This is a genomic window from Dactylosporangium sp. NPDC051087 (assembly GCF_055586325.1).
Window position 1 is genome coordinate 115982 of sequence record NZ_JBVJIJ010000007.1, and the last position, 21893, is coordinate 137874.

At 73.4% G+C, this 21893-nt stretch carries 11 protein-coding genes; 6 read left to right on the forward strand and 5 right to left on the reverse strand.

The window, feature by feature from the left end:
• Positions 1–64 precede the first annotated feature (64 nt).
• Both ACZ6TV_RS15285 and ACZ6TV_RS15290 read right to left on the reverse strand, forming a co-directional pair.
• On the reverse strand, positions 65–2710 hold the full coding sequence (locus ACZ6TV_RS15285) for an Hsp70 family protein (RefSeq protein ID WP_465297779.1): 2646 nt from the start codon (positions 2708–2710) through the stop codon (positions 65–67).
• Between the two features lie 22 nt (positions 2711–2732).
• The gene (locus ACZ6TV_RS15290) at positions 2733–3344 is read right to left on the reverse strand and encodes a Dps family protein (RefSeq protein ID WP_465297780.1); all 612 of its coding nucleotides are present in this window, start codon (positions 3342–3344) and stop codon (positions 2733–2735) included.
• Between the two features lie 90 nt (positions 3345–3434).
• Between ACZ6TV_RS15290 and ACZ6TV_RS15295 the strand changes: the two genes are divergently transcribed.
• Positions 3435–4307: a hypothetical protein gene (locus ACZ6TV_RS15295; RefSeq protein ID WP_465297781.1), complete on the forward strand. Its 873-nt coding sequence runs from the start codon at positions 3435–3437 to the stop codon at positions 4305–4307.
• Positions 4308–4313: 6 nt separating this feature from the next.
• Here ACZ6TV_RS15295 and ACZ6TV_RS15300 read toward each other — a convergent pair whose 3' ends face one another.
• Positions 4314–6650, reverse strand: coding sequence for a tetratricopeptide repeat protein (locus ACZ6TV_RS15300; RefSeq protein WP_465297782.1), 2337 nt, complete (start codon positions 6648–6650; stop codon positions 4314–4316).
• Positions 6651–6859: 209 nt separating this feature from the next.
• Between ACZ6TV_RS15300 and ACZ6TV_RS15305 the strand changes: the two genes are divergently transcribed.
• On the forward strand, positions 6860–8140 hold the full coding sequence (locus tag ACZ6TV_RS15305) for an adenosylmethionine--8-amino-7-oxononanoate transaminase (RefSeq protein ID WP_465297783.1): 1281 nt from the start codon (positions 6860–6862) through the stop codon (positions 8138–8140).
• A 1-nt stretch (position 8141) separates the two neighbouring features.
• Here ACZ6TV_RS15305 and ACZ6TV_RS15310 read toward each other — a convergent pair whose 3' ends face one another.
• Complete coding sequence (locus ACZ6TV_RS15310; RefSeq protein ID WP_465297784.1) at positions 8142–9509, reverse strand: carbohydrate-binding protein; 1368 nt, start codon at positions 9507–9509, stop codon at positions 8142–8144.
• 263 nt (positions 9510–9772) lie between these two features.
• On the opposite strand from ACZ6TV_RS15310, the gene ACZ6TV_RS15315 reads away from it, so the two are divergent.
• The gene (locus ACZ6TV_RS15315) at positions 9773–12418 is read left to right on the forward strand and encodes a ricin-type beta-trefoil lectin domain protein (protein ID WP_465297785.1); all 2646 of its coding nucleotides are present in this window, start codon (positions 9773–9775) and stop codon (positions 12416–12418) included.
• Positions 12419–12422: 4 nt separating this feature from the next.
• Here ACZ6TV_RS15315 and ACZ6TV_RS15320 read toward each other — a convergent pair whose 3' ends face one another.
• Positions 12423–12788 (reverse strand): hypothetical protein, encoded by a 366-nt coding sequence (locus tag ACZ6TV_RS15320; RefSeq protein WP_465297786.1) that lies wholly within the window; start codon positions 12786–12788, stop codon positions 12423–12425.
• A gap of 335 nt (positions 12789–13123) precedes the next feature.
• Here ACZ6TV_RS15320 and ACZ6TV_RS15325 point away from each other — a divergent pair, with 335 nt between their 5' ends.
• The 3 genes from ACZ6TV_RS15325 (at position 13124) to ACZ6TV_RS15335 (ending at position 21699) form a co-directional block, all read left to right on the forward strand.
• Positions 13124–16402 carry a GH92 family glycosyl hydrolase gene (locus tag ACZ6TV_RS15325; protein ID WP_465297787.1) on the forward strand — a complete coding sequence of 1093 codons (3279 nt, stop codon included), beginning with the start codon at positions 13124–13126 and terminating at the stop codon, positions 16400–16402.
• A gap of 147 nt (positions 16403–16549) precedes the next feature.
• Positions 16550–18628: a hypothetical protein gene (locus ACZ6TV_RS15330; protein ID WP_465297788.1), complete on the forward strand. Its 2079-nt coding sequence runs from the start codon at positions 16550–16552 to the stop codon at positions 18626–18628.
• Positions 18625–21699 (forward strand): hypothetical protein, encoded by a 3075-nt coding sequence (locus tag ACZ6TV_RS15335; RefSeq protein ID WP_465297789.1) that lies wholly within the window; start codon positions 18625–18627, stop codon positions 21697–21699. Before ACZ6TV_RS15330 ends, ACZ6TV_RS15335 begins: the two co-directional genes overlap by 4 nt.
• Positions 21700–21893: the final 194 nt, after the last annotated feature.

Genomic DNA, 21893 nt, shown 5'->3' on the forward strand with positions numbered 1-21893 from the left:
TTCTCGTGAACCGGAGCGGTGGTCCGCGGACCACCGCTCCGGTGCTGAGAGACGAACGGGCCGGTTACTTGACGACCACGTCCAGTTCGGCCACGTCGGACGGTTTTCTGGCGTCGCCCTCGATGTCGACCACGCGCAGTTTGTACGTGCCGGGCACGTACTTGAACTGGAAGCCGAGGTTGCGGGCGGGGGCCAGGTTCTCCGAGCCGGCCGACATCGCCTCGTTCGGGGCGGTCTTCGGGGCGACCTCGGTGCCGTCGGGGAGGCCGAGCCGGAAGTGCTCGGCGCCGATGTACTGGCTGCCCTTGCCGTTGAAGCGGATGTCGAGCTTGCAGGTCAGGACCCGGTTGTCCTTGAGGGCCTGGCCGTTGTAGTCCAGGAAGCCGCCGCGCACGTCGCAGGTCGTGAACGAGACCTCGAGGTCGTGGATGGTGAGCTTCTTGTCCTTGAGGACGTTGACCGGCTCGTAGGCGACGACCTCGCCGCCGCCGAGCGGGATCTTGGCCTGGGCGGTCTTGCCGTCGCCGACGAGGATGGTGCCGGTGCCGATGCTGGCCTTGATCGGGTCGTAGACGGCGAACGCGATGTGGAAGTTGCTCTTCTGGCCGCCGGAGACCTGGGACGTCTCCTTGAACGAGCCCGAGTACTCCTGCCCGTCGATCTGGAACGCCGAGCGGACGCCGTAGGACTGGACGGTGTCGTCGCCGAGGTTCTCCATCTGTACCTCGGCGACCAGCGGGTCGTCGTCGGCGTCGGCGTCGTAGACGATTTTGGCGAAGGTGAGCTTGACCTGGCCGTACCAGACGGCCTTGTTGATCTCGACGGTCTGCTGCTTCGCGCCCGGCTTGGCGTCCTTGGTGCTGGCCGGGTCGGCTGTGTTGCCGCCGCCCCCGGTGCCGCGGTTGCCGTTGCCGCCGGTGGCGACGGTGGGGGTGTCGACGGTCTTGTCGTTGCTCACGGCCTGGTAGGTGACGACGCCGCCGATCGACAGCAGCAGCACGAGGGCGATCGCGATGCCGATGACGAGCGCGGGCTTGGCGCCGGTGCTGCCCGGCCGCGGCGGGGGCGGGCCGAACGGCGCGCCGCCGGGCGGGCCGCCGGGCGTGGCGGCGTTGCCGACGTGCCCGAACTGGGCGGTCGCCGGTGGCTGGCTGCCGAACGCGGCCCCGCCCGCTCCCCCGGCCGCCGCCGCACCGAAACCCTGCGGAGCGCCGCCGGGCGGAGCGAAACCCGGAGCGCCGCCGGGCGGAGCGAAACCCGGAGCACCGCCGGGCGGGGCGAAGCCTGGAGCGCCGGCGGGGTAACCACCGGGGGCGCTGGCGGGCGGGCCGCTCTGCGGGAACGCGCTCGGCGGGGCGGACACCGGGGCGCCCGTCGCCGGCGGCAGGCCACCGATCCACGTGGGCGGCGACGACGGCGCCGCGGGCGTCCCGGCCGGGGAGATCGAGCCCGGCACCGGGGCGGACATGGGCGCCGTCATCGGCGGTGCGCCCGTCGAGGCCGCGGCACCGATGCCCGCCGGCCCGGAGACCGGTGCGGTCATGGGAGCGGTCATCGGGGCGCCCATCCCCGGCAGGCGGGGGCTGGACTGCGGTCCGGCGTGCGGTCCCGCCGCGGGCGCGGGGCGGCTGGGCATCGCGGCGATCGCGCTGCCCAGGGCCACCACCAGCTCCGGCTGCTCGATGATCGTCGGGGCGACGCCGAGCCGCTGGTGCAGCAGCGTGCTGACCATCGGGATCCGGCTCGACCCGCCGACGAGGAACATCCCGGAGATCTGGTCGGGGCGCACCCCGGCGCGCTGCAGGGTGTTGGCCGTCAGGTCGACGGTGCGTTGCAGGTACGGCCGCGACACCTGCTCGAACTCCGCCCGCGTGACGTGCAGGTCGACCTCGAAGAGCGGCACGTGCACGCCCGCGGACGAGGTGCGCGACAGCTGCTCCTTGGCGGTGCGCACGTCCTCGCGGAGCAGGAAGCTGCGGCGCCGGGAGATGTCGTCGGACGGGTCGGTCAGCTGCCGCCACTTGTCGGGGTCGGCCATCGTCAGCGACTCGCCGATGAGGCCGGTCATGGCCGCGTCGAGGTCGACGCCGCCGACGTCGGGCAGGCCGTCGCTGGCCAGGACGTCCCAGCCGCCGTCGGGGCGGCGGCGCAGGACGGAGGTGTCGAAGGTGCCGCCGCCGAAGTCGTACACCACCAGGACCCCGCCGGGCGGGATCTGCCGTCCCATGACGGTGGTGAAGTAGGCGGCGGCCGCGATCGGCTCCGGCACCAGGATCGGCGCGGGCATGCCGGCGCGCGCGGCGGCGTCGGCGAGGACGGACCGGCGGTGGGTCGCCCAGTTGGCCGGGTAGGTCAGCACGGTGCGCACCGGCATGATGCCGAGCACCCGCGACGCCTCGTCGGCGGTGCGCCGCAGGACGGCCGCGAGCAGGTCCGACACCGGATACTCGCGGGAGCCGAGCAGCACCGTGCCGTCGTCGATGCGGCGCTTCGGGTTGGGCTCGAAGCGGCTGGGGTCGAGCCGGGCACTGCGCTCGGCGTCCTTGCCGGTGAGCAGGTGCCCGTCGACCTCGGCGAACACCGACGACGGCAGCAGGAAGCTCGCGTCGAACAACAGGGGCTGGCTGCGACCGTCGGCAGAGGTCAGCGCCGCAACCGTGTGGGTGGTCCCCAGGTCGACGCCCAACTGCGAGTCGGATTGCCTCGTCACGCCGACACGGTATCCCCTTTCATCAACGTCTGGTCTTGGTGCCTTCCTCCGTCCGGACGAGCGGCGTGTCGACCAGGTGCTCGGCCAGGAACCAGGCCTGCAGCTCCCCGGTGCGGATCACCTCGGAGACGAGCAGGTCATTGGTGCCGTCGTCGCCCCCCGCGGCCGTCTTCGCCGCGGCCTCGTGCGCGTCGACCAGGATCATCTCGTGCGCTTCCAGCAGGCGGGACAGCATCGCCGGCACCTCCTCGGCGCCGTCCGGCGGCCGCGGGATGCGGGTGAGCTCCGCGACGTGCCGGGGGTCGCCGACGGCGATCCCGCCCATGGTCTGCACCCGCTCGGCGACCGCGTCGACGAGCTCCAGCTGCTCCCCGGCGTGCTTGTCGAGCAGCAGGTGCAGCTGGTAGAAGGTCGGGCCGCGCATCAGCCAGTGGTGCTTCTTGTACAGGGAGTACAGGATCTGGGTGTCGGCGAGCACCTGGTTGAGCCGCTCGCACGAGTACATCCTGGCGTCCATGGACAGTGCGACCGGGAACTGCCGCACGGTCCCGAACCGCTGGATCTCCCGGCCCTGCTGGTGCAGCCATGGCTGGCTGCTACCTTTCCGTTTCGCCGCTGTCGTCGTGCTCTTCACTGGTGGCATGGTGGCGCACTGCCCGTCGGCCCGGGGGCGAACCTCACCCGGGGGCGGAACCGGAGGGTGGCTCGCCGCGTCAGACCGGGTATGACTCAGCTGCGCGCGCTCTCCGCCACTCTGGTCCTCCCGCTGGTGCTGCTGGCCGGCTGCGCCGCCGGACAGTCCGGCGGCTCGTCCGGCGGCGGCGGCGTGTCGTATGCCCCCGACGACCTCGTCCTTCGTGTCGACGTGGCCGGTGGGCTGGTCCCGGTCGCGATGACCGTCACCGAGGTCCCGGCGCTCAGCGTGTACGGCGACGGCCGCGTCGTCACCAACGGTCCGATGATCGAGATCTTCCCGGCTCCTGCCCTGCCGAACGTCCAGGTGCAGCAGATCAGCACCGCGGACGTGGCGAAGCTCGTCGACCGGGCCGTCGACGCCGGCGTCGGCAAGGAGACCGACTTCGGCATGCCCAACGTCGCCGACGCGCCCACCACCCACATCATGGTCCGCACCGGCGCCGGCGAGCTGGTCAGCGACATCCCCGCGCTCGGCATCGGCGAGGACGAGCTGTCCGGGGCGCACCGCGCCGCCCGCCAGCGCATGCAGCGGCTCGTCGAGGCGCTCACCGACCTGCCGGCGACGCTCGGCAAGGCCGCGGTGTCGGAGTCGAAGCCGTTCCCGTCGGCCGGGATCGCGGCGGTGGCCGCCCCGTGGACCGAGATGGGCGGCGACCAGGGCGTCGAGCCGCAGCAGCCGGTGGACTGGCCCGGCCCGGCGCTGCCCGGCGAGGCGTATGCCGACCGGCCCGGCGTGCACTGCGTCAGCGCCACCGGGGAGCAGGCCGCGCTGATCCTCGCCGCCGCCGGCAAGGCCAACAGCCGCACCCCGTGGCGCTCCGCCGGGTCGTCGTGGCAGGTCACGTTCCGCCCGTTCCTGCCGGACGAGACCACCTGCGCCGACCTCGCCGACCGCGGCTGACCCGGGTCAGCCGAGGCGGCCGCGGACCTGCTCCGCGTCGGGGTGGCCGAGGTCCTCGAGGATCGCGAGGGCGGCGAGCCAGCAGGTCCGCGCCTCCGCCTCGGCGCCCGCCGCCCGGTGCAGGTCGCCGAGGTGCGTGTGGGTCTCCGACTCGCCGTAGCGGTCGCCGATCTCCCACCAGAGCTCGAGGGCCTGCCGGTAGCACTCGGCGGCGGGCTCGTACTCGCCGAGCTGGTGGTGGATGAAGCCGATGCTGTCCCAGCTGTACGCCTCGCCGGTCCGGTCCCCGATCCGCTGCTGCAGTTGCAGGGCCTGATGGCAGTGGTCGAGGGCCTCGCGGTGCTCGCCGGACGCGGCGTAAGACCAGCCGAGGTTCGCCAGTGCCGCGCCCTGCCCGGCCTGGTCGCCGGTGGCGCGGAGCAGGTCGAGCGAGCGCCGCAGGTGCTCGATCGCGTCGCGGGGGCGCGCCCGCCGGTCGGCGATGAAGCCGAGGTTGCCGTGCACGCGGGCCCGTCCGGCGTCGTCGCCGATCCGCCCGTACCGGTCCAGCGCCAGCTCCAGGTGGGCGGTGGCGGCGTCGTAGTCGCCCATCCGGATGCAGGCCCGGCCGAGCTGGTGCGCGCTGACCGCCTCGCCGGCCGCGTCGCCGGCCAGCTGCGCGGACTCGAGCGCGATGCGCTGCACGGCGAGCAGGTCCGGCCAGTGCCCGCGCCGGTCGAGGTGGTCGACGAGCGTCCAGGCGAGCCGCCACGCGTGCGCGTGGTGCCCGGTCGCCGCCGCCTCCCGAACGGCGGCGAGCAGCGTGTGGTGCTCCACGGTGAACCAGGTGAGCGCCTGCGCCTCGGTGCGCGGGACGTCCTGCCGGGGCACCCCGGGCAGCGGTGTGCGGTGCGGGTCGAGCAGCAGGGCGGCGGTGTGCGCGGTGTGCAGGTAGTGCGTGAGGATCCGCGCCGTCGCGGCGTCCCGGCCGGCCGGCCCGTCGATCGCGCCGGACAGCTCGGCCGCGTACGCGCGGAGCAGGTCGTGCGCGGCGAACCGGCCCGGCGCGTGCTCGGTCAGCAGGCTCGCGTGGGTCAGCTCGGCGAGGGCCCGCCACGCGTCGCCCGGGTCCGGCAGGAGCGCGGCCGCGGCGGCCCGGCTGACGTCGGGTCCCGGCGCGCGGGCGAGCAGCCGGAAGAGGGTCGCCGCCGGTGCGCTCAGCCGCTGGTACGACCAGCCGAACACCGACCGTACGTCGGCCTCCCGCAGCATCGCGGACCGTCCCCGCCCGGCGCGCAGCTCCCCCGCGAGCACGTCGAGGGGCAGGTCCGGGTGCGCGGCGGCGCGGGCGGCCACGATCACCAGCGCGAGCGGCAGCCGGGCGCAGGCCTCGACGATCGCCTCGACGGCGGCGGGTCCGGCCTCGACCCGGGCCGGACCGATCCGGGTGGAGAGCAGCCGCCGCGCCTCTGCGGCGGTGAGCAGGTCGAGCGGCACGGGCACCGCGCCGCCGGTGGCGACGAGGCCGGCGAGCTGGTTGCGGCTGGTGACGAGCGCGAGGCTGCCGGATCCGCCGGGCAGCAGCGGCCGGACGTGTTCGGCGTTGGCGGCGTTGTCGAGCACGACGAGGACCCTGCGCGCGGTCAGGAGGCTGCGGTACAACCCGATCCTGGCGTCCAGCTCGGCGGGGACCTGGTCGGGTGCGACGCCGAGCGCGGTGAGGAACGCCCGCAGTGTCTCGTCGGCGGTCAGCTCGGCGACCGGCCCGAAGCCGCGCAGGTTCACGTACAGCTGGCCGTCGGGGAAGCGTCCGGTGGCCCGGTGCGCCCAGTGCACCGCCAGTGCGGTCTTGCCGACCCCGGCGGTGCCGATGACGACGACGGTGCCGGTGCCGGCGTCGACGGCCGCGTCGAGCCGCGCGATCGCCGCGCCCCGCCCGGTGAAGACGGCCGGCGCGGCGGGCAGCTGCCGCGGCACGGACGGGTCGCGCTCGTCGTCCGGCCCGGCGGCGCCGTGCTCGTCGGCCCGGCCCTGCTCGTCGGCCCGGCCCTGCTCCTCGGCCCGGCCCTGCCCCTCGACGCGGTCGCGGGCGTCGGCGAGGGCGCCGAGCTCCTCGGGTGCGGCATCGAGCAGCTGGACGAGCACGTCGAAGCGGTCCGCCGGGGGGAGGATCTTGCCGGTCAGGTAGCCCCCGATGCTGCCGTGGGACCAGCCGGTGCGGGCCGCGAGCTCCCGGTAGGTCTGCGGCGGGTCGCCGCGCCGCCGGGCCTGCCGCCGCCGCAGGTGCCGCAGCAGCCCGGCGAGGTCCTCGACGCTGCCGACCTTCGAGGCGGTGGCCAGGACCGCCGTGCTCTCGCTGTCCATGACGGACCCCGCGCTGCGATCAGCGCTTCGCCGGTGGGCCGGTATGCGGCGACCTGAGACCGGTGATGCGTAACGGTAAGCGCGGCACCGTGGCTCCTCGTGGGATCAGCGGGTGGAGGCCGCAGAGTACCAACCTGCCACCAGTCGTCCCGCCGGGCGGCGCCGGTGTCACCCGCCGGTGCCGGACAGGCCGCGGATAGGGTCGGGGCATGCGCGTGGAAGAGCTGGTGGCGTTGGACCGGGCCCATGTCTGGCACCCGTACGGGCCGATGCCCGGCCGGAGCGTCCCGCTCGTCGCGACCTCCGCGGAAGGCGTGCGGATCCGCCTGGCGGAGCCCTTCGAGGGCCACGACGAGCTCGTCGACGGCATGGCCTCGTGGTGGTCGGCGATCCACGGCTACCGGCACCCGGTCCTCGACGCGGCCGCCGCGGACCAGCTCGGCCGGATGAGCCACGTGATGTTCGGCGGGTTCACCCACGAGCCCGCGGTGTCGCTCGCGGCGCGGCTCGTCGAGCTGACCCCCGGACCGCTGCGGCACGTGTTCTTCAGCGACTCCGGGTCGGTGTCGGTGGAGGTCGCGGTCAAGATGTGCCTGCAGTACCAGCGCTCCCTGGGCCGCCCGGCGAAGCGCCGCCTGTTGACCTGGCGCGGGGGGTACCACGGCGACACCTTCCATCCCATGTCGGTCTGCGACCCCGAGGGCGGCATGCACAGCCTGTGGACCGGGGTGCTGCCGGCGCAGGTGTTCGCCCCGGAGCCACCGGCCGCGTTCGACCCGGCCTACGCCGCGGCGCTCACCGCGCTGATCCACGAGCACGCGCACGAGCTCGCGGCGGTCATCGTCGAGCCGGTCGTGCAGGGCGCCGGCGGGATGCGCTTCCACGACCCGGAATACCTGCGGGTGCTGCGCGACGCGACCCGCGACGCGGACGTGCTGCTGGTCTTCGACGAGATCGCCACCGGGTTCGGCCGCACCGGCGCGCTGTTCGCCGCCGGCCACGCGGGCGTCAGCCCCGACGTGATGTGCGTGGGCAAGGCGCTCACCGGCGGCTACCTGTCCCTGGCCGCGACCCTGTGCACCGCCGAGGTGGCGGACGGGATCTCGCAGGGGGCGGTGCCGGTGCTGGCGCACGGCCCCACGTTCATGGCCAACCCATTGGCCTGCGCGGTCGCCGGGGCGTCGGTCGACCTGCTCCTCGCGGGCGACTGGCAGGGCGACGTCAAGAGGATCGAGACGGTCCTGACCGACGGCCTCGCCGAGGCACGCGGCCTGGCCGGGGTCGCCGATGTACGGGTCCTCGGCGGGATCGGCGTCGTGCAGCTCGACCACGAGGTCGACATGGCCGCCGCGACGCGGGCGGCCGCAGCGCACGGGGTGTGGCTGCGGCCGTTCCGGGATCTGGTCTACACGATGCCGCCGTACGTGACGACGGCCGAGGACCTGGCGCGGATCGCGGCGGCCGTGGTGGCCGCCGCGTCCGCGGGGTGAGCTAGCGGCCCTGCAGGCCCTTCACGTTGTCGCCGAAGGACCAGCCCTTCGAGCCGTCCCAGTTGATCGACCAGGTCATCAGGCCCTTGAGCGAGGTGTTGTAGGCCTGCGACACCAGCGACGGGCTCATGTAGCCGCCGCCCGCGCCGACCTGCGCCGGCAGACCCGGGACCTGCTTGTCGTAGGGCACCCGGATGGTGACGCCCTGGATGGTCAGGCCGCTGTTGAGGCAGTTCGTCTGCACCTGGAAGCCCTGCACGGTGCCGGCGGAGTAGGAGTCACCGGCGCAGCCGTACATGCTGCCGTTGTAGTACTGCATGTTCAGCCACCACAGCCGGCCGTTGTCCACGTACTTCTTGATGATCGGCAGGTACGAGCCCCAGATCGAGCCGTAGGTGACGCTGCCACCGGTCACGTACGCCGTCTCCGGCGCCATCGTCAGGCCGAAGTTCGACGGCATCTGGGCGAGCACGCCGTCGATGATCCGGATGAGGTTCGCCTGCGACGCGGACAGCGTGTTGATGTTGCCGCTGCCGGTGAGGCCGGTCTCGATGTCGATGTCGATGCCGTCGAAGTTGTAGGTCTTGAGGATCGGCACGATCGTCGCGACGAACCGGTCGGCGACGGTGCTGGAGCTCAGGTCGATGCCCGCGGCGGCGCCGCCGATCGACATGAGGATCGTCGCGCCGGCCGCCTTCGCCGCGCACATCTCGGCGGGAGTGGCCACCTTGACGCCGGCGTCCATGCCGTTCTCCCACAGCACGGTGCCGTCGGAGCGGATGACCGGGAAGGCCGCGTTGATCACGTTGTAGCCGTGCTGCTTGATGCGCGAGTCGGTGATCGGGATCCAGCCGAGGCCCGGGTGCACGCCGTTGGAGGCGCCGTCCCAGTTCTCCCAGTAGCCCTGCAGGACCTTGCCGGCGGGCCGCGACTTCACCGCGCAGGTGCTGCCGCCCGGCGACGTCGACGTGCTGGGGCTGTTGCTCGGCGTCCGGCTCGGGGTCGGGCTGGTGCTCGGCGTCCGCGACGGGGTCGGGCTGGTGCTGGGCGTCCGCGAAGGCGTCGGGCTGGTCGTCCCGCCGGTGCAGGCACCGAGGTCCTTCCACAGCGACGGGGTCGAGGCGGGGTTCCAGCCGGCACCGACGTAGGCGGTGTGGGTGACGAGGGCCTGGTACAGCTTGCCGCTGTAGGTGACCTGGGTCCCGGCCGTGTAGGTGTTGCCCTCGGCCCAGGCGGGCGCCGAGCAGGTGACCGCGGCGGCGGCGTTGCTGGCGGCCTCGGCGGTGGTGACCGTGGCCATGACCATGCCCGCCACGAGCGTCACCGCCGCACCGGCGATCAGGGCGAATGTTCGACGTTGCGCTCTCATCGGTGAGCCCTCCCACATCGACGGTTCGATGGGCAGGGAGCGTATCAGTTAAGTTTCTTTCACAAAAGAAGTACCTCTATGTGCGCAGGTCATCGCGTTGCGCTGTTAACCCTTCTTTAAGATCCGTCGTTTTGACCATGATGCGCACAGTGGATTTGTGTCCACTTCTTGAGCGGTTCTGTTGATTTGCGTGTGACATCGTTAGCATGCGCATCAACTGGCACCGATGCCTGCCCGCCCAGCAGAGCCGGAGGAGACCCCCCATGCCCGCATCCATTCACCGGCGAAGGCTGCTCACCGCAGCCCTCGCCGCGCTGCTCGGCCTCGGGACGGCGGTGTCCGCCGCACCGCCCGCGGTGGCCGCGCCCGCCCAGCCGTCCCCGCTGACCACGCCCTGGACCAACCAGGCACTCGCCGGCCAGCCCCTGCCGGAGTACCCGCGGCCGCAGATGACCCGCCCCGACTGGCTCAACCTCAACGGTGAGTGGCAGCTGCGCCAGTCGACCACCAACGACAACCCCGTCTTCGGCCAGACCCTGCCGGAGCGGGTCAACGTCCCCTTCCCCGTGGAGTCGGCGCTGTCCGGCATCAAGCGGGCCGCCAACGACAACCGGCTGTACCTGTTCTACCGCCGGACGTTCACCGTGCCCGCGGCGTGGGCAGGGCGGCGCGTCCAGCTGCACTTCGGCGCGGTGGACTACCAGGCCACCGTGTGGGTCAACGGCGTGCAGGTCGGTGGCCACACCGGCGGCTACGACCGCTTCGAGTTCGACATCACGCCGCAGCTCAACGGCGGCACCAACGAGCTGATCGTGCGCGCCTACGACCCCACCGACACCCCGGGGCTCAACATCGCCCGGGGCAAGCAGGTGCGCAACCCGGGCGGCATCATGTACACGCCGTCCTCGGGCATCTGGCAGACCGTCTGGATGGAGCCGACGCCGACGTCGTCGATCTTCAGCGCGGACCTGTACCCCAACCTCGCCAACAACACGTTGCGGATCCGGGTCTTCACCAGAGGCGACGTCAGCGGGCACTCCGTCTACGCCGAGGCGATGGACGGCACGACCGTGGTCGGCACCGCGACCGGCGGCTTCACCGAGTTCACCGTCCCGGTGCCGAACGCGCGCCGCTGGTCGCCGGACGATCCCTTCCTGTACAACCTGCGGCTCTCGCTGCGCAACGGCGCCGGGACGACCGTGGACTCCACCATGCACTACTTCGGCATGCGTGAGGTCGGCAAGGCCGTGGTCAACGGCAAGCTCGTGCCGACGCTCAACGGGCAGTTCGTGCTCCAGACCGGCGTGCTCGACCAGGGCTTCTGGCCCGACGGGCTCTACACCGCGCCGACCGACGCGGCCCTCGCCGGCGACCTGCAGAAGATCAAGGACCTGGGCTTCAACATGGTCCGCAAGCACATCAAGGTCGAGCCGCAGCGCTGGTTCTACCACGCGGACCGCCTCGGCCTGCTGGTCTGGCAGGACATGCCGAGCATGGGCGAGGCGCCCGGCACCGCGGCGCAGCACGCGCAGTGGGAGACCGAGGTCGGGCAGATCGTCGACGAGCACCGCTCCTCGCCGGCCGTCATCGTGTACGTGCCGTTCAACGAGGGCTGGGGCGAGTGGAACCTCGCCGACACCACCCGGGTCGTCAACAACGTCAAGAACCAGGACCCGACCCGGCTGGTCAACCCGCACAGCGGCTACAACTGCTGCAACTCCAAGGGCGACCCCGGCAACGGCGACATCCAGGACTGGCACTGGTACGTCGGGCCGAACTCACCGACCCCGACGGCGACCCGCACCGCGGTCCTCGGCGAGTACGGCGGCCTCGGCGTGCGCTCGGCGGGCCACGAGTACAGCCCGAACGGCGGGTACTTCATCTACGAGACGCACCCGAACGGCACGTCGGCGACCGACCGCTTCGTGAGCATCCAGCAGCAGGCGCTCGGCCTCGTCTACACCCGCGGCCTCGCCGGGATGGTCTACACGCAGCCCTTCGACGTCGAGGGCGAGGTCAACGGCTTCTGGACCTACGACCGGCAGGTCCTGAAGTACGACGGCGCCCGGATCCGGGCCGCGAACCAGCAGATGATCGCGGCGTCGAAGCGGCTCAACACCGCCGGCCCGCCGCCCGGGCGCAACATCACCGGCCCCGGCGGCAAGTGCGTCGACGTCGCCTCCGACGACACCGGCGGCAACGCCTCCGCGATCCAGCTGTGGGACTGCCAGCTCAACGCCGTCGACCAGCGCTGGTCGTGGGACGGCCAGGCGCTGCGCACCCTGAACCGGTGCCTGGACGCGACCGGCAACGGCACGGCCAACGGCACCGTCCTGCAGCTGTGGGACTGCAACGGCGGCGGCGCCCAGCAGTGGGTCCCGCAGACCAACGGCTCGCTGCGCAACCCGCAGTCCGGCCGGTGCGTCGACTCCCCCAGCGGCTCCACCGCCAACGGCGCGCGGCTGCAGCTGTGGGACTGCAACGGCAGCGGCGCGCAGGTCTTCCGCCTCGGCGGCGGCTCGCCCGGCGCGACCTTCGTCAACGGCCCGGCCGGCCAGTGCGTCGACGTCGCCGCCGACGACACCGGCGGCAACGGCGCGGCCGTCCAGCTGTGGGGCTGCCAGCCCTTCGCGGTCGACCAGCACTGGACCTGGGACGGCACCGCCCTGCGCACCCTGAACCGGTGCCTGGACGCGACCGGCAACGGCACCGCCAACGGCACGCTGCTGGAGCTGTGGGACTGCAACGGCGGCGGCGCCCAGCAGTTCGTCCCGCAGCCCGACGGCTCCCTGCGCAACCCGCAGTCGGGCCGCTGCGTCGACTCCCCGAACGGCTCGGTGAGCAACGGCGCCCGCCTCCAGCTCTGGGACTGCAACGGCAGCGCCGCCCAGGTGTTCCTCAAGCAGTGACGGGCTAACAGCTGCCGGGCTCGGCCGTGCGGGTCACCTCGTACCGCACGAGTTCCGGGCCCGGCAGCACGTTCGTCGCATAGAGGGTGCCGTCGTGCGTCTTGAGCTCGGCGGCCACCGCGTCCGAGACCTGCACGGCGTGCAGGGTGAACACCTTGCCGGCGTCCCCCTCGTCGCCGATGACGACGAGCGGAACGGTCCAGGTGCCGTCGGTGAGGAACGTCAACGCCGCTTCGTAGAAGTACAGCGGGGTGCCGGCGCCACTGACGAGCAGCACGACCTTGCCGCTCACCGGCGGCGACCCGGTGCCGGCGAGCGACGAGCACTGCGGCAGCGTCGCGGACGGCAGCGTGACCCGCAGCCCCGACACCACACGTACAGCACCGGCGGATTCTATCGACGCGCGTCAGACGGACACACGGACCGAACGGTCAGCGGCACCAACCGTGACAGCCCACGGAAACCTTGCCCGCCTCGATTTGTCAAGAGTTGACAAAACCCGATATCGGCGCGAATCTCCGTATGGACGTCACCACCCCGCCCCGCCCCATGCAGTCCGTCCACTGAAGAAGGCGCCGCCCCGCCAGGCGCGCGCACGCCACCGCCCGGCATCGACGGCTGGTGATGGCACGCGTGCTGACAACGTTGACCATGTCGACGACGGGCGGCGCGAGACAACCCTCACCGAAACGGCAGGTTGCCGCAATGACCCTCCGCCACCCCCGCAGAAGACGGTCCAGCACCCCCAGGCGACGCACCTGGTTCGCGGCGGTCGCCCTCGCCGCCGGGCTGATCAGCGCCGCCGTCACCACCGAACCCGCCGTGGCCGCGCCCGGCGACTTCATCACCGGCTTCGAGGCCGGCGACCCGCAGCCCACCTGGACCAACAGCGTCGAGAACAGCAACGGCGTCGGCGGCTACTGCTGCTCGCTGACCGGCATGGAGAGCATCCCGGGCACCGGGACGGCCCACACCGGGACGACCGCCCTGCTGTACTCCGGCAACGACCTGAGCGCGACGACGTCCTTCTCGTACAACCGGGTCTTCGACGTCGACATCCCGGTCGGCGCGGCCACCACGCTGTCCTACTGGGTGTACCCGCAGTCCGGCGGGCACCTCGACGTCGCGGTCGACCTGGTGTTCACCGACGGCACCAACCTGCGCGACTCCGGCGCGGTCGACCAGCACGGCGTCCGGGTGCACCCGACGTTCCAGGGCAACGGCTCGGTCCTCAGCTTCGACACGTGGAACTACGTCACGTCGAACATCGGCGCGGTCCGGGCCGGCAAGACGATCGACCGGATCATGGTCGCCTACGACCAGCCGCTGAACACGGGCCTGTTCCGCGGCTGGTTCGACGACATCTCGATCCTCGCCAACGGCGGCACGGCGAGCCGGCTGTCGGACTACGTCGACACCCGGCGCGGCTCCAACTCCAGCTTCAGCTACTCGCGGGGCAACACGTTCCCCGGCACCACGGTCCCGAACGGCTTCAACTTCTGGACGCCGGTGACCAACGGCAACAACGACAGCTGGCTGTACGAGTACAAGGCGACCACCGTGCAGGGCTTCGCGATCAGTCATGAGCCCAGCCCGTGGATCGGTGACTACGCGCAGCTGCAGGTCATGCCGATGACCGGGGCGGTGAAGTCGACGCCGGACTCGCGCAAGTCGACCTTCACCCATGCCAACGAGGTCGCGAAGGCGCACTACTACAAGACCCGCCTGGACACCTACGGCATCACGGCCGAGATCGCGCCGACCGACCACGCCGGCGTCATGCGCTTCACGTTCCCCTCGGCGGCGGAGTCGGTGATCCTGTTCGACACCGTCGACAGCGCGTCCGGGTCGCTGACGGTCAACAACGCCAACCGGACGATCCAGGGCTCGATCAACCACCGCGGCCAGACGATGTACGTCTCGGCGACCACGGACAAGGCGATCGCGGCGTCGGGCAACATCACCGGCCAGGGCGCGACCAGCTGGGTGCGCTTCGCCACCGCCGCCAACGAGCAGGTGACCCTGAAGATCGGCACCTCGTTCATGAGCGTCGCGCAGGCCACCGCCAACCTCAACCAGGAGGTCGGCAGCAAGAGCTTCGACACGGTGCGCGAAGAGGCCGCGACGATCTGGGACAACACGCTCGGCAAGGTCCGCATCGAGGGTGCCACCGCCGACAACCAGACCACGTTCTACTCGAACATGTACCGCTCGTTCATGTACCCGAACAACCGCTCCGAGATGGTCGGCGGGGTCCGCAAGTACCACAGCCCCTACGACAACACGGTGCACGACGGCCAGATGTACGTGAACAACGGCTTCTGGGACACGTCCCGCGCGGTGTGGCCGCTGTACACGCTGCTCGCGCCGACGAAGACCGGTGAGATGCTCGACGGCATCGTCAACGCGTACAAGAACTTCGGCTGGACGCCGCGCTGGACCGGTCCGGGCTCGATCGACATCATGGTCGGCACCAACCAGGACCTGGCGTTCGCCGACGCGTACATGAAGGGCGTGCGCAACTTCGACTACCAGGCGGCGTACGCCTCGATGGTGAAGAACGCGAGCACCTACTCCGGCGCCGGCAACAAGGGACGCAAGGCGATCCAGACGTCGGTCTTCAAGGGCTACGTGGCGACCGACGTGCTCGGCGAGTCCGCGGCCTGGACCCTGGAGGACGCGGTGAACAACTTCGGCATCGCGCAGATGGGCCAGGCACTCGGCTACACCGAGGACGCCGCGTACTTCCGCAACCAGGCCCTGGACTACACCAACCTGTTCTCCCCGTCCGTCGGGTTCTTCCGCGGCAAGCAGAGCAACGGCTCGTGGCGCACCACCGACGCGAACTTCAAGCCGCAGGAGTGGGGCTGCGAGTGGACCGAGGGCGCGGCGTGGCACTACGCGACCGCGGCGCCGCAGGACCCGAACGGCATGGCCAACCTCTACGGCGGCAAGGCCCAGCTCTCGGCGAAGATCGACGCGGTGCTCGCCGCGTCGCGGGACTTCCTGCCCGGCTGCTACGGCGGGACGATCCACGAGATGTCCGAGGCGTACGACACGAACATGGGTCAGTACGCGCACTCCAACGAGCCGATCCACCACATGCTGTACATGTACAACTACGCCGGTACCCCGGCCAAGACGCAGAACCAGGTCCGCAAGGTGCTGACCACGCTCTACAACTCGGGCGCCGGCACCGGCAACGGGTACCTCGGCGACGAGGACAACGGTGAGATGTCCGCCTGGTACGTCTTCTCCGCCGCCGGCTTCTACCCGGCCCGGATGGGCTCGACCGACTACACCATCGGCGCGCCGCTGCACCCGAAGACGACCCTGACCCTGGAGAACGGGCGCACGTTCGTCGTCAACGCGCCCGGGGTCAGCGACACCAACCGCTACATCCAGAGCGCCACGCTCAACGGCGTGAACTACACGAAGAACTACCTGACGCACGCGGACCTCACCGCCGGCGGCACGCTGAACTTCGTGATGGGCCCGAACCCGTCGTCGTGGGGCACCGGCGCCTCGGACGTCCCGGGGTCGATGACGTCCGGCACCGCCGCGCCGGTCCAGCTGAAGGACAAGGCGACCGGCAGCACGGTCACCGTCACCGCCGAGAACGGCACGGCCGAGGGCCGGGCCATGCTGGTGGACGACACGTCGATGACGAAGTGGCTCGCGTTCGCGAACACGGCCACGATCACCTGCCAGCTCACCGCGTCGGCGACGGTCAAGCAGTACACGCTGACCTCCGCCGACGACGTGCCCGGCCGGGACCCGAAGAACTGGGTCCTGCAGGGCAGCAACGACGGCACGAACTGGACGACGGTCGACACCCGCACCAACATCGACTTCGTCGACCGGCGGCAGACCAGGGCGTTCGTGATCAACAACGGGACCTCGTACTCGCGGTACCGGCTGCAGATCACGGCCAACCACGGCGCCGCGGAAACCCAGCTGGCGGAGCTCGAGCTCCTCGGCTGAGCACGGCACGCGTCACGGAGGGCGGTCACCGGTCACGGTGGCCGCCCTCCGGCGTCCCCGGCGGTGATCATCGAGAAAGCGCTCTCCCATCCCGTCGCCCGCGGCGGTAATGTGCCGGTGATCGACGGCCGGCGATCGGGGGGACGGATGTTTCGGCTGGTGCTCGGCGCGTTGCGGCGCAGGGTGGCGCAGAGCGTCGCCGTGCTGGTCCTGACCACACTGCTGGGCGCGGTCGCCGCCGCCGGGCCGCAGTTCGCCGCCGCCGCGGCCGCCAGGACCGCCGCCGCCGACCTCGCCTCGGCACCGCCCGCACAGCGGCTGCTGTCGGTGCGCCGCAGCATCCCCACCGACGGCGACCCGGCCGCCGCGCTCACCGCGTTCCGCACCGAGGTCGAGGGGCTGCTCCCGCTGCGCGACGCCGAGCCGGTCCTCGGGCTGCGCCAGACCTTCACGGTCAGCACCGGCGGCTTCGGCCGCACGGCCCCGGTGGCGTACCGCGACGGCGTCTGCGACCGGCTGCGGATCACCGGCGCGTGCCCGGCACGGGAGTCCGAGGTGCTGCTGAGCCGCCGCGCGGCCGCCACCCTCGGCATCGACGCCGGCCAGGACCTGCTGGTCCGCGCCCAGCCGTCGGCGCCCGACCTGCCGCTGCGCGTCACCGGCACGTACGAGCTGCTCGACCCGGGCGGCGTCTACTGGGCGGACCCGCTGTTCGGCCCCGGGCGGATCGAGGCGGGCGAGGAGACCCTGGACCCGGTGTTCGCGGCACGGGACGCCTTCGCCGGGGTCCGCTTCAACGGGGCGACCGCGGTCTACACGACGCTGGTGCCGCCACGGCTCGCCGCGGGTCCGGGCTCCTTCGCCGACAGTCTCGCCGAGGCCGGGTACACGCTGCGCACCGCCGGCTACGAACTCGTCACGCCCGGCGGGGAGCTGCTCGGCGTCATCGCGGCGGACAAGGCCGCGGTCCGCGAGGGCGCCCTCGCCGGCTGGCTGCAGGCGATCATGCTGTGCTGGCTGGCCCTCGCGGTCGTCGGCCGGCACACCGCGCAGGACCGGCGGGCGGACGTGGCGCTGCTGAAGCTGCGCGGCGGCACCCGCCGCCGGATCGTGCGCCTCGCCGCCGGCCAGCACCTGGCGCCGATGCTGGCGGCGCTGCCGCCCGGCCTGCTGCTCGGCTGGCTCGGGGCGCGCCTCGCCGCGGGCGGGCCGGTGCCGGCGACGGAGCTGACCGCGACGCTGCCGCTCGTCGCGACCGCGCTGACCGTCCGCGGGCTGCGGCAGGACGGGCCCGCCGGCACGGTCCTGGACGCCGCGCGGCTCGGCGACCCGCGCTTCTGGCGGGCCACCACCACCGGCGCCGGCATGATCGTCGCCGCCCGCGACGGCGTGCTGACGCTGCGGATCCCGCCGCCGCCCGCCGCCGGGCAGCGCGCCGGTGACAACCACGCGTGGGTGGTCGACTCCGCGCAGCCGGTCCCGGTCGTCCTGGCTGGCCCCGCCCCGGAGTCCTGGGTCGACGGCGACCCGGCGCTGACCATGTTCGGCGGGCTGGACGTGCCGGTCCGGGTCGTCGGCACCGTCGCGCTGCTGCCGTCGCTCGGCGCCTCGGGCGTGCTCGTCGACCTCGCCACCGCGCAGCGCTCCCTCGGCGTCCCCGGCACCGCGGGCGCCCGGCTGGAGGTGTGGCTGGCCGAGGGCACGTCCCGGGCGGAGGTCGCCGCGCTCACCGCCCGGCTCGCCGCCGCCGGGGTCGAGGTCACGGGCGCCGACAGCGTCGCCGCCCGGCGGGACCGGCTCGCCGGGCACGGGCCCGCCCTCGCCGCCCGCTTCGGGCTGCTGACCGCCGGCGCCGGCCTGCTGCTGGCCGCGGTCGCGGCGACCGTCGCGGTGACCGCCGAGCGCCGGGTCCGCGGCCAGGAGCTGCGGGCGATGCGCCACCAGGGCCTCCCCGCACGCGACGCGGTCGGCGCCGGGATCCTCGGCCAGGCGGCCCTGCTCGGGGTGGGCCTCGCCGGCGGCCTCCTCGCCGCGGTCGTCGCGCAGCGGGCCGTCGGCGCGCCGGTGGTCGTGTTCATCGACGACTGGCGGCTCCTGGCGCCGCCCGACCCGTCCCAACCCGTGGCCCTCGCGGCCGCCGGGGTCGTCGCGCTCGCCGTGCTCGGCGCGGTGTCGTGCGGCGCGCTGCTGTCATGGGCTCGAACCATCCGGGGGGCCGCTCGATGATCACGCTGATCCTGGTGATGCTGCGGACGCGGCGCGGGCAGGCGGTCACCCTCGCGGTGCTGTCGCTCCTCGCGGTCGGCGCCGCCGTCGCCGTCCCCGCGTACCTGGCGGCCGTCGACGCCGCCGTGGTCCGTGGCGAGGTCGCCGCGGCCGAGGCCGGCGAGCGGACCGTCTCGCTCAACGCGACCGTCGACAGCGGTGAGGGCCTCGGCCGGGTCCAGTTCGCCGACGTCGGCAACGCCCTGCTCGACCTGCCCGGCTTCACCCACGTGTACTCCGCCCGCTTCCCCGCCGTCGGCATCGAACCGGGCCCGCGCGAGGCGTCCTGGATCACCTACCGGCAGCACGTCTGCGCGCACGTGACCGTCGTCGCCGGGCGGTGCCTCATCGGCTCCGGCGAGGTGCTCCTCGGCGAGCAGAGCGCGCGCCGGCTCGGCCTCGGCGCCGGGGACGAGGTCACCGTGACGTACGCCGTCAGCAACCCCGACCCGGAGGGCAGGGCCCCGGCCTACACCGCGGACGGCCCGCCCGTCCGGATGGTCGTCGTCGGCGTGTACCGCGTGCCGGCGCCCCGCGACGAGTACTGGGGCGGCCACGACTACTTCGCCCTCGACGCGTTCGGCCGCGCCGCCGAGCCGGTGTTCACCGACGCCGCCACGTTCGCCGTGATGCGACCCGCGATGAGCAACGTCTCCTTCGACGCGACCGCCGGCGTCCCGGTGTTCGACCCGGCGGGCGGCGCCGCGCTGCGCGACCGGCTGGCGCGGCTCAAGGACGAGACCGCCCGGCTCGGCGCCGGTTTCGGCGTCACCACCCGGATCCCGGACCTCGTCGACCGCATCGACCGCAGCCGCGCCCTCGCCCGGCAGACCGTGCCCGTCGGCGCGGTGCCGCTGGTGCTGCTGGCGTACCTGGCGCTGTACCTCGCCGTCGACTACGGCACCGAGGGCCGGCGCACGGAGCTCGCCGTCGTCGCGCTGCGCGGGACGCGGTGGTGGCACCGGTGGACCCTCGCGCTCGGCGAGTCCGTCGCCGCGATCGCCGCCGGTGCCCTCGCCGGGTGCGCCGCCGGCCGGCTCGTCATCGGCGGGCTCGTCGCCTGGCGCTTCCCGGGGCTCGGCCTGCCACTGTTCGACGCGGGCGCGCTGTGGCCGGCCGCGGCCGCCGCGCTCGGCGCCGTCCTCGTCGCGGCCCTCGCGCAACGCCGGCACCTGATGAGCCCGGTCGCCGCCCTGCTGCGCCGGGTCCGCCGGCGCGCCCCGGGCTTCCCGGCCGGCGAGGTCGTCCTGGCCGCGCTGACCGCCGCCGCCGTCGGGCAGCTCTTCGCGACCGGTGGCCGGCTGTCCGGCGTCGGCATGCTCGCCCCGGCGCTGAGCATCCTCACCCTCGCCGCCGCCGGCGCGCGCCTGCTCGGGCCGGCCGCCGCCGCGGTGGGCCGCGCCGCCCTCGCCCGGGGCCGGGTCGGGACCGCGCTCGCGGCCCTGCAGCTCGGCCGCCGCCCCGCCGCGCAGCGGATCCTCCTGCTGCTGGTCACGGCGACCGCGGTCCTCGGCTACGCGGTGAGCGGCGCCGACGTCGCCGGGCAGGACCGCGACCTCGCCGCCCGGATCACCACCGGCGCGCCACGGGTCGTGTCGGTGGTGCCCGTGTCCAGGCAGCAGCTCCTGTACGCCGTCCGCTCCGCCGATCCGGACGGGCGCTTCGCGATGGCTGTCGCGCACGTGCCCGGCGGGGCACCCGGTGAGGCGCCGAAGCTCGCCGTCGACTCCGCGCGGCTGCCCTCGGTCGTCGAGTGGCTGCCGGAGTACGGCGACCTCGACGCGAAACGGGTCGCCCAGGTGCTGCACCCGCCGGCCCGGCCGCCGATCGTCGTGACCGGGCAGGAGGTCACGATCGACATCGACGTGTCCGGCGCGCGGCCGGAGGAGCCGGTGCGGCTCTTCGCGGTGCTCGCGTCCCTCACCGGCCGGGGCACCATCTCGGCCGCCGCCGGGGTGCTGGCCGACGGGCCGTACACCGTCCGCGTGCGCACCTCCGTCTGCGCCGAGGGCTGCCGGTTGGTCGCGCTGCGCCTGACCCCGGACCGCCAGACCGCGACCGGCATCACCGTCGGCGTCACCCTCCGCGGCCTGGGCGGCACGTCGTCCGCGGGCGGGGCTTCACCGGGCGGGACTTCACCGGGCGGGGCTTCACCGGGCGGGGCTTCGCCGGTGCCGGACGCCGGGCTCGCCGACGCGACCCGCTGGCGGGCGACCGGGGGGAGCGTCACCGCGACCGGCGCCGGGCTGCGGTTCACCCTCTCGCCCGACCGGGCCGGCGGCGGCTGGCTGCAGCCGGTCGACACGCCATACCCGCTGCCGGTCGTCGGGACCGGCGGGCTGCCGGACGACGGGCGGCTCACCGGTCTGGACGAGCAGCAGGTCCGGGTGTTCACCGCCGGCCGGGCCGACGCGCTGCCCCGCCTCGGCTCCGCCGGCACGCTCGTCGATCTCGAGTACGCCGACCGGGCCGCCACCGACGGCGGCACCGCGCTGCGCCCCGAGGTGTGGCTCGGCGCCGACGCGCCCGGCGACGTGCTCGCCCGCCTCGCCCGCGCGGGTCTCGTCGTGACCGGCGACGTGTCCCTCGCGACCACCCGCGACCGGCTCGACGCCCAGGGCCCCGCCATCGGCCTGTGGTTCCACCTCCTGGCGGGGGCCCTGGCGCTGCTGCTCGGCGCCGTCGGGCTGGGCATGATCGCCGCCGTCGCCCGACCCGCCCGGGCCGCCGACCGGGCCGCGCTGCGCGCCCAGGGCGTCGACGGCCGCGCCGTGCGTCTCGCCGGCCTCTGGGCCTATCCGGCGCTGGTCCTGACCGCCGGGACGCTCGGCCTGGTAACGGCCCTCGCCGTGTGGCGGCTGACCGGCTGGGCACTGCCGATGTTCGGCGAGGACCTGCCGCCCTTGCCGCTGCCCCGCTGGCCCGGCCCGGTGGCGGTGCCGGCGACCTGGCTCGCCGCGGTCACCCTGCTCCTGGCAGTCGCGGTGCGGGTCGGCGGCACCGGCCCCGCACCCCGGCCCGCCCCGCGCTGACCGCCGGCGGGCCTCAGCGGCCAGCGGCCCTCACTGACCGGCGGGCCTCAGCGGCCGACAGGCGGCGAGCCTCAGCGGGCAGCAAGCCTCGGCGGGCAGCGGCCGACAGGCGCGGCCGACAGGCGCGGCCGACAGGCGCGGCCGACAGGCGCGGCCGACAGGCGCGGCCGACAGGCGCGGCCGACAGGCGCGGC